This window comes from Acidocella sp. MX-AZ02, assembly GCF_000306035.1.
Classification (GTDB): domain Bacteria; phylum Pseudomonadota; class Alphaproteobacteria; order Acetobacterales; family Acetobacteraceae; genus Acidocella; species Acidocella facilis.
Map to the genome: position 1 here is coordinate 137,849 of NZ_JH976210.1, position 8,947 is coordinate 146,795.

General features: G+C 66.8%; 7 protein-coding genes. All 7 read left to right on the forward strand.

Annotation, left to right across the window (positions count from 1 at the left end; all coding sequences use genetic code 11):
* A partial coding sequence (locus tag MXAZACID_RS15345) for an RND family efflux transporter MFP subunit (protein WP_008495407.1) occupies positions 1 to 312 on the forward strand: 312 nt, incomplete at its 5' end.
* Entirely contained in the window at positions 309 to 3,305 is a 2,997-nt protein-coding gene (locus tag MXAZACID_RS15350; protein ID WP_008495408.1) for an efflux RND transporter permease subunit, read from the forward strand. The genes MXAZACID_RS15345 and MXAZACID_RS15350, both read left to right, overlap by 4 nt.
* Complete coding sequence (locus MXAZACID_RS15355; RefSeq protein WP_008495409.1) at positions 3,295 to 4,668, forward strand: efflux transporter outer membrane subunit; 1,374 nt, start codon at positions 3,295 to 3,297, stop codon at positions 4,666 to 4,668. The genes MXAZACID_RS15350 and MXAZACID_RS15355 overlap by 11 nt, the downstream gene beginning before the upstream one ends.
* A 13-nt stretch (positions 4,669 to 4,681) precedes the next feature.
* Positions 4,682 to 4,888 (forward strand): hypothetical protein, encoded by a 207-nt coding sequence (locus tag MXAZACID_RS19460; RefSeq protein WP_168118451.1) that lies wholly within the window; start codon positions 4,682 to 4,684, stop codon positions 4,886 to 4,888.
* Positions 4,889 to 5,074: 186 nt separating this feature from the next.
* Positions 5,075 to 6,838: an ABC transporter ATP-binding protein gene (locus MXAZACID_RS15360; protein WP_008495410.1), complete on the forward strand. Its 1,764-nt coding sequence runs from the start codon at positions 5,075 to 5,077 to the stop codon at positions 6,836 to 6,838.
* 304 nt (positions 6,839 to 7,142) lie between these two features.
* The gene (locus MXAZACID_RS15365; RefSeq protein ID WP_008495411.1) at positions 7,143 to 8,345 is read left to right on the forward strand and encodes an outer membrane beta-barrel protein; all 1,203 of its coding nucleotides are present in this window, start codon (positions 7,143 to 7,145) and stop codon (positions 8,343 to 8,345) included.
* Between the two features lie 144 nt (positions 8,346 to 8,489).
* Positions 8,490 to 8,947, forward strand: a 458-nt coding sequence (locus MXAZACID_RS15370; protein ID WP_008495412.1) for a DUF3237 domain-containing protein, incomplete at its 3' end; no start/stop codon positions are given.

Below are 8,947 nucleotides of genomic sequence, written 5' to 3' on the forward strand. Positions count from 1 at the left end.
CGGCTGGATGGCGAGACGCCGTCCTTGCTCTCCGGCATGAATGGGGTGGTCGAGATCGCCACCGGCGCGCCCCTTGCCGCGCTCCAGGTGCCCAGCACGGCGCTCACTGATTCCATGCTGGGGCCTTACGTCTTCGTGCTCTCGCCCGGCCAGGGCGGCAGCGTGGTGCACAGCCTCTATGTGAAAATCCTGGGCCGGGTGGGGGATGACAGCATCATTCAGGCGCCGGGTCTCGGCAGCGGGCAGCGCATCGTCGCACTCGGCGGCTTCCGGCTTACCGATGGCCAGCGCGTGAGCCCGCAAACGCCTTGAATATCTGGGTGAAATTGCTGCGCCAGCCGGTGCTGGTCGGGCTGGCGGCGGCGGCGCTGGGGCTGTTCGGTCTGGCCTCCGTGGTCAGCCTGCCGGTGCGCTCCAGCCCGGTGATCCCGCCGCGCTATATCGATATCTCAACCAATTTTCCCGGCGCCGACGCGGCGACGGTGGATAAATTCGTCACCTTGCCGCTGGAAAACGCGGTCTCGGCCATTGCCGGGGTGCAGTATGTCACCGGCTCGACCCAGCCGGGCAATGCCGACATCAACGCCTTCCTCGCCCCCGGCGCGGTGGCGGATACGGTGTTCGCGGAAATCCTCGCCGCCACCAATGCCGCGCGGGATAATCTGCCGGCGGCGGTGCAGCCCTCGTCGTTGAAAATCGTCGGTGACGATAATGCCAATCAGGAACTCAACATCTCGGTGCTGTTTCCGCCGAGCCTGAGCGCGGCGGAGGTCACCGCCTTTACCATCAGCAATATCGTGCCGCGTCTGGAGACGGTGCCGGGCATCGGCCCGGTGACGCTTTATTCCTCCCCCCCGGCGCTGCTGGTCACGGCCGATCCGCTGCGGCTGCTGGCGCAGGGCCTGACCACGGCGCAGGTTGCGCGCAGCCTCGCCGGGGCCAGCACCGTCGCCGCGGCCGGCACGCTGCGCGACGGCGCCGCCGCGATGCCGGTGAATACCGGTGGCGATCTGACCAGCCAGGGCGCTCTCGCGGCGTTGCCGCTGGGAGCCGGGGCGGGCGGCACCACCCGGCTGGGCGATGTCGCCAAGGCCGCGATCGGCTTTACCGATAGTGGCGGCATGGCCTGGTGGGACCGCGTGCCGAGCGTTTACGTCGCCGCCGGGGTGGCGCCGGGCGGCAATATCATCACGGTCGCGGCGCAGCTGCGCCGGCTGGTGGGCACGCTGCAGCCGATGATGCCGCCGGGGGTCAAGCTCGTCGTCAGCTATGATCAATCGATCGGCGTCTCGGAATCGCTGCGCGATCTGGCGATGACGCTGCTGGTCACCATCCTGCTGGTCGGCGCCATCACCGTCGCCGCGCTGGGCAGCCTGCGCGCGGCGGCGGCGCCGTTCCTGGCCATCTTCCTGTCCCTGCTCGGCGCCGGGCTGGTGATGCGCGTCTGCGGGCAGAGCTTCAATCTCTTCACCATCATCGCGCTGGTGCTGGCGGTGGGGTTGGTGGTGGATGACGCCATCGTCGTCGTCGAGGATATTTTCCGCCGCACCGCCGAGGGCGCGCCGGCGCGTGAGGCGGCGGAGCTGGCCATCACCCGGCTCGCGCCGGTGCTGGCGGCGATCTCCTCGACGCTGGTGGTCGCCTTTCTGCCGCTGGGCTTTCTCTCCGGCCTCACCGCCGCCTTGTTCCGGCCGTTCGCGCTGGTACTGATCTCGGCCTTCCTGGTCTCGCTGGCGGTGGCGCTGGGCATCGTCCCCAGCATCGCGATGTGGGCGAGCCGGACTTATGTGCACAAGCCGGGTGCTGGGCTGCTGGATAAACTTCGCGATGCCTATGTCCGCCGGCTCACGCCCTTGCTGGACAGAACCGGGCTGGTCGCGGCGCTGGTGCTGCTGGCGGTGGCAGGCTGCGCGGTGCTGGCGGCATTCGCCCCGCGCAATCTCGACCCCGCGCCCGATGGGCTGGATGTGAATATCTACGCCGCCGGGCCGAATGGCGCCTCGCAGGATTATCTCAACGCCCAGGCGCTGACCATGGAGGCGCTGCTGCACCGGCTCTATCCCGGCATGCCGGACTGGCTGGTGGCGGTGGAGTCCCAGCACGCGATTTTCGGCGGCTACACCTTCGCAACACCCGGCCAGGCGGCGCGGGCCGTCGCCCGGTTGTCCGGCGCGCTCGCCGCCCTGCCGGGCCTGGCCGCCTATGTCTCGCAAGATACCGGCCTGCCCGGCGCGCAGGATCTGCCCGTGTCCGTCAATATCTCCGGCCAGGCCAGCGCCGCGCGGCTGCTCGCCATCGCCGCCAAAATGCAAAGCGCCGCCTATGCCAGCGGCGATTTCGATTTCGTGCAGATCTCGCCCGGCCAGCCGCAATATCAGTACCGGCTGCGGATCAACCGGCTGCTCGCCGCCCGGCTCGGCATCCGTGAGGCGGATATCGACGAGGTGGTCAGCGCCGCGCTCTCGCATGCCCAGCTCGGCCAGGTGGAGGTGCGGGGCGACGCGTTGAACGTCACGCTGGCGCTGCCCGACCGGCTGCGGCCCGCCACCTTGCTGGCCTTGCTGGTGCCCACGGCGGCGGGCACCAGCCTGCCGTTGGGCACCGTGGCATCGCTGGTTGGGGAGGAGCTGCCGAACGCGCTCGGCTCCTGGCAGGGTCTGCCCAGCGTCAATATCCAGGCGCAGCCCTATGCCGGGGTGGCGATGAGCCGGGCGCTGGGGACTCTGCGCCGCGCCTTCGCGGCGCAGCCCACGCGCGATCTCAGCTTCGGCTATAGCGGTCCGTCGGAAACCTATCGCGAGGCGAATGCGCAGAATGCCAAGCTGTTCGCGTTCGGCCTGGCCGGGCTGTTCTTCCTGCTGGCAGCACAATTCCGCTCCCTGCGCGACCCGTTCGTGGTCATCGCCACCGTGCCGCTGGCCAGTTTGGGGCCGCTGATTTTGTGCCTGGCGGGCGGGGCGACATTGAACATCGTCACCGAGATCGCGCTGCTGACGGTCTGGGGGCTGATCGCGCGTCAGGGCATTTTGTTCGTGCAGGTGGCGCATGAGGGCGCGGCGCTTGGCTTGCCCACCCGCGCCGCTTCGCTGCGCGCGGCGCGGCTGCGCTTCCGGCCGATCCTGATGATCACGCTGGCGCTGCTGGGCGGGGCGGTGCCGCTGCTGCTGGCCTCCGGCCCGCAAGCCACCATCCGCTACGATCTCGGCGCAGTGCTGGCGACGGGCATGGGCGGGGGCTTCCTGCTCTCCTTGTTCGCGGTGCCGGCCCTCTATTGCCTGCTCCACCGGCGGCGCCATGCGGGCTAAGCGCATCCTCCTGCTGCTCGCTCTGGCCCTGGCCGGATGCGCCCCGAAATTGCCGGCGCCGGAGGTGACGGTGAAGGTCAGCGCCTATCTGCCGGGGCAGGGCGGGCAGGTGGCCGCCCTGCCCACCGCGTGGTGGCAAATCTTCGACAACCCCGCTTTGGACCGGCTGGAGCAAAGCGGCCTGCGCGCCAACAGCGATATCGCCCAGGCCGGCGCCGCCCTGGCGGCGGCGCGCGACGATGCACGGGCGGCCGATGGCGCCTTTCTGCCGCAGCTCGTGCTGGGGCCATCCGGTTATCCGGACATCTCCCGGCAATCCTACCCGACCGGGCCGAACGGCTATCCGCCTTATACGATCTACACCCTGGCCGGCGAGATCAGTTACGATCCCGGGCTGTTCGGGGCGCGGCATTTCACCTTCGCCAACGGCGCCGCGCTGGCCGCCTACCAGGCGGCGGAGCTGGACGTGGCGCGCCAGAGCGTCACCGGCAACATCGCCGCCGCCGCCATCGCTTTGGCGGGGGACGAGGCGCAGATCGAGACCACCAGCCGCATCATCGCCAGTGAGCAGCGCCTGCTCACCTTGCTGCAAGGCGAATATGCGGATGGCGCGATTCCGCAACTCGATGTCCTGCAGCAGCAGAGCAGCATCCTTGCCACCCAGGCGAGCCTGCCGGCTCTGCGCACCCAGGCGCAGCAGCAGCGCGACCGTCTGGCGGTGCTCACCGGGAGCCTGCCCGCCTCATTCACAGTGCCTGTTCCGCGCCTCGCCGAGCTGGCGTTGCCTGCGAACATTCCGGTGGTGTTGCCGAGCGCCTATCTGCAAAACCGGCCGGATATCCGCGCCGCCCTGGCGCAGGTGGCGGCGCAGCACGCGGCGCTTGGCGTCGCGGTCGCGCATATGTATCCGGATCTGAGCCTCTCGGCCACGGGCGGCTATGCCGCCGAGCTTACCAGCGCGCTGTTCAACACCAGCTCGGCCTTCTGGTTGCTCGCCGGCAATTTGCTGGCGCCGCTTTACGAAGGCGGCACGCTGCGCGCCCATAAGCAAGCGGCGCAAGCGCAGCTCGCCGGGGCGCTCAGCGCCTATCATGGCGCCGTGCTCAACGCCTTTGCCCAGGCGGCGGATGCGTTGAGCGCGGTGCAAAATGGCCAGGACGCGCTGGCCCGCGCCAGCGCCGCCGCGCAAACCGCGGATCGCGCCTACCATCTCGCCGCCGCGCAATACCGGCTGGGCGCGGTGGATTACACCACGGTGTTGACCGCCCAGACCCAGGCGGCGCAGGCGGCGCTGTCGCAAATCCAGGCCCGCACCACGCTGCTCGCCGCCATCGCGACGTTGCAGAGTGCCATGGCCAATTAACGTTGTTTTGAGGATGATTCCGTCGATCATCGGCCGGAAAAAATCATCGGTCGCGGGCAGCGGCGCGCGCGACATTTTAATCCAAATATGTGGTTTCAGATTTATTGCAATTTTTGCCTCGGCTTTTTTGAAACCAACGGCGCCGGAAAAATTTAGTTGCGGTGCAAAAAAATCCTGGACAGTGCCGGTGTCCCGCTGCTACTCAACCGAACCCGTTTGAATTTTTTAAAGGAGGGGCTGATGAAATCATTTATTCTCTATCCCTCCGCCCATGGCGCGCGCGCCGGCGTATAGCCGGCCTTTTTCTCCGCCCTTTTTCTCTTTTTCATTTCATTCAGCCGGAAGGCCGGTCCGTTCAGGGCCGGGAGCAACCGTGTCTCTCATCGATAAGAATTCCGCGCGCCCGATGGGCCGCGTGCTGTTATTTCTGCTGCGTCTGTGGCGCCGCCATGCCTGGCTCGTCGCGATGATCGTCGCGGCGATGATCGGCGCGACGCTGACGGACGTGCTGATGCCGCTTTTCGCCGGCAAGCTGGTCACCGATGTCGCCGCCACCGGGCCGCGCCTGCGCGAAGCGCACGCGGCGCTGGTGACGGTCGGCATCATGGCCGGGCTCGGCGCCTCGCAGACGCTGCTGCGCAATATCGTGTTTCGCGGCGTGGTCGCGCTCAGCCTACGCAACATGGCTGAATCCGCGCAGGAGGCCTTTAACCGCGTGCAGCGTTTCTCATCGGACTGGCACGCCAACAGCTTCGCCGGCTCGGTCCAGCGCAAGATCACCCGCGGCATGTGGGCGATCGACATGCTGAACGATACGCTGCTGGTGGCGCTGCTGCCGGCCTTGTGCGTGCTGGGGGGCACTGCCGCGGTGCTAGGCTGGCGCTGGCCGGTGATGGGCGGGCTGCTGGCCGGCGGCGCCTTGCTTTATATCGTGCTGGCCACCTCGCTCTCGGTTGGCTGGGTGGCGCCTGCGGCGCAACTCTCCAATCGCTGGGATACAAGGGTCGGCGGCGCCCTCGCGGATGCGATTTCCTGCAACGCGGTGGTGAAGGCCTTCGGCGCGGAAGCCCGTGAGGACGAAATTCTGCGCGGTGTGCTGGCGAAATGGGCCGCGCGCACCCGCCGCACCTGGATCCGCGGCACCAATTCCGGCACCATCCAGGGCGTGGCGCTGCTGCTGCTGCGCACCGGCGTCACCTCGCTCGCGGTCTGGCTCTGGTGGAGCGGCCGCGCCTCGCCCGGCGACATCGCGACGGTGCTCACCGCCTACTTCGTCATCCACGGCTATCTGCGCGATATCGGCTTTCACATCTCGAATCTGCAGCGCGGCGTCAACGATATGGAGGAGCTGGTGGCGCTGCACAGCCAAGGGCTGGGGGTGGAGGATGCGCCCGACGCGCGGCCCATCCGCATCGGCAATGGCGAGATCGTTTTCGATCGTGTCGGGTTCCGCTACGGGCCGCACGCCTTGCCGTTTTTCGAGGATTTTTCCTTGCGCATCGCGGCGGGCGAGCGTGTCGGGCTGGTCGGCCATTCCGGCTCGGGCAAGACCAGCTTCGTCAAGCTGTTGCAGCGCCTGCACGATGTCAGCGCCGGCGCGATCAGGATCGACGGGCAGGATATACGCGCCGTGCGTCAGGCCAGCCTGCGCGCCAATCTCGCCATCGTGGCGCAGGAGCCGATCCTGTTTCATCGCTCGCTGGCGGATAACATCGCCTATGCCCGGCCCGGCGCCAGCCTGGCGGAGATCGAGCAGGCCGCCTGGCTCGCCAACGCGCATGAGTTCATCGCCCGGCTGCCCCGCGGCTACCAGACCCTGGTCGGCGAGCGCGGGGTGAAGCTCTCCGGCGGTGAGCGCCAGCGCGTCGCCATCGCCCGCGCCTTCCTGGCGAATGCGCCGATCCTGATTCTGGACGAGGCGACGGCCAGCTTGGATTCCGAATCCGAGGCTTTGATTCAGGAAGCGATGGAACGGCTGATGACCGGCCGCACCGTCATCGTCATCGCGCATCGCCTCTCCACCGTGCGCGCACTGGATCGGATCCTGGTGTTCGATCGCGGCCGGCTGGCGGAGGAAGGGCCGCACGAGGCGCTGCTGACGCGTGAGGGCGGCATCTATCGGCGCTTGTTCGAACGCCAGGCGATGGGCTTGCTGCCTGCCGAATCCTGAGCCGGCGACAATCCTTGACATCATCACCCGGCCGCCCAACGGCGCGGCCGGGTGATAATGCGCGCAGCGCGTGTTTGGCCGGGCGCGGCAGCGTCACGATCAACACATAAAAATTCCGCCAAAACAAAGCTGGGCGGAGGATCAGCGCGTTTGGCGCTGTTTGACAAGAATTTGGCATGCGCCGGTGTTCATTCCCGCGTCATGCCCCTGCCATTCTGCACGCTGCAGTGGGACGCATCCCACCGCCCTCAGCGAAACAAAGCGCGGATAGATCCCGCGCACGAAAAGAATGGGAGCCTCGAAAATGGATTTATACAAGGTTGGCGTGGCCGGGCTTTGCGGCTGGCTGGCAATGGCCGGTGGCGCGATGGCGCTCACCCCCCCGGCGGGTATCGAAATTGACGGCGCCTGGCTGGGAAATCTCACTCTTTCCGGGGGCGCGGATGGGTATGGCTTCGTGCAGAGCGGCACCAGCCACGCGGCCTTTAACGGCAACAACATCACCGGCACCAGGCTGGCGAACGCGTTGATCGAGCTGCAGAAACCGGCCGGGCTGGTGCAGTTCAACCTCGCCATCGGGGCCAATACCGGCGCCATGCCGCTGGGCAGCGCGCCGATTCAGGCCAGCGTCAACAGCTTGGCGACGGGACCGCTTTATTACGGCTATCTGACCATTGCCCCGCCGGGTAGCCCGGTGACACTCTCCGCCGGACAGCTGATCTCGCTGGAGGGATTCGAAGCCGGCACGGACTGGTATAATTCCAATCTGTTCACCAGCGCGCTGTTTTATACCCAAAGCGCGATGTTTCGTGGCGCCGAGCTGAATTATGCCAGCAAGGCGCTGAATGCCACGATCGCCTGGGGGGATGGCTACGAGACGGGGGTGTTCAACACGGTGCAGGCGGTGGCCACCTACCAGCTGCCGCACGGGCAATCCATCGCCGCCTATTATGCGGGGGCGCTCGGGCGGGTGGGGCTGAACGCGAAAACCTATGCTGGCACCGGCTCTTATGGAGATCCCGCGCATTTCGCCACGGTTGGCACCTTCGGCGCGAACTATGCCAATTCGCAGATGTTCGGCGCCTATTATACATTCAGCGACGGCGCGCTGAGCCTTACCCCGGAAATCCAGTATCAATATGCCAAGGCGGATGCGCGGCTGGTCCAGCCAGGCTCCGCCGCGATGGGCAAATTCTCCAGCATGTTCGGCGCCGCCCTGTTCGCGGATTACCCGATTGCCAACACGCCGTACGAGATCGGTGGATTTGCGGAATATTTCACCAGCAACGGGCCGGATACATGGTTCATCGCGCCAGGCGCGCGCGGGGCGGGCTTCGCCATCACCCCAAGCTGGCAGCATAAGGATCTCTTCATCCGCGCCTCCGCCGGCTACATGCATCTGCTCAACGGCTCCTATGCCGGCAACGGGCAGATTGGCGCCTTCGGCAATCAGGCCGGGGGGCGCGACGTGGTGCAGGGCCTGCTTGAGGCGGGGATTTTGTTTTGAGCACCATCCGGTCAAACCTCGTCGTTTGATCGGATCAAGCCGCGCGCTCAAACAAAATCCGACTCACACGGGCCGCACCGGCGGGGCCGCATGCCGGCCCCGCCGCATGTCTTTGTAAACTTCACCACAAGGATACCTGGACTGATGAACGATCCACGCCTGGAATTCGCTTTCGAGATCAACGCCGCGCTCGCCCCCCCGCTGGATGGCGGACCCGGCCGCCACGGGCATAGGCGCATCAACCCGATTACTGGCGGATGGGTACGCGGGCCGCGCCTGCAAGGGCGCGTGCTGCCCGGCGGGGCGGATTATGAATGGGTGCGCGCGAATGGCTGCTCGGTGCTGGACGCCCATTACGTGCTGCAGACCGAGGACGGCACGCCGATCTATATCCGCAATCAAGGCCTGTTCATCGCCGATGCGGCGCTGCTGCGGCGTTTGGATGCGGGCGAGAGCGTCGATGAGGCCGCCTATTATTTCCGCTGCGCGCCTCGCTTCGAAGCGCCGGAAGGGCCGCATGGCTGGCTGAGCGAGCGCCTCTTCATCGGCAGCGGCGCCTTCCGGCACGATCATGTCCTGATCAAGATTTTTGAAATTCTCTG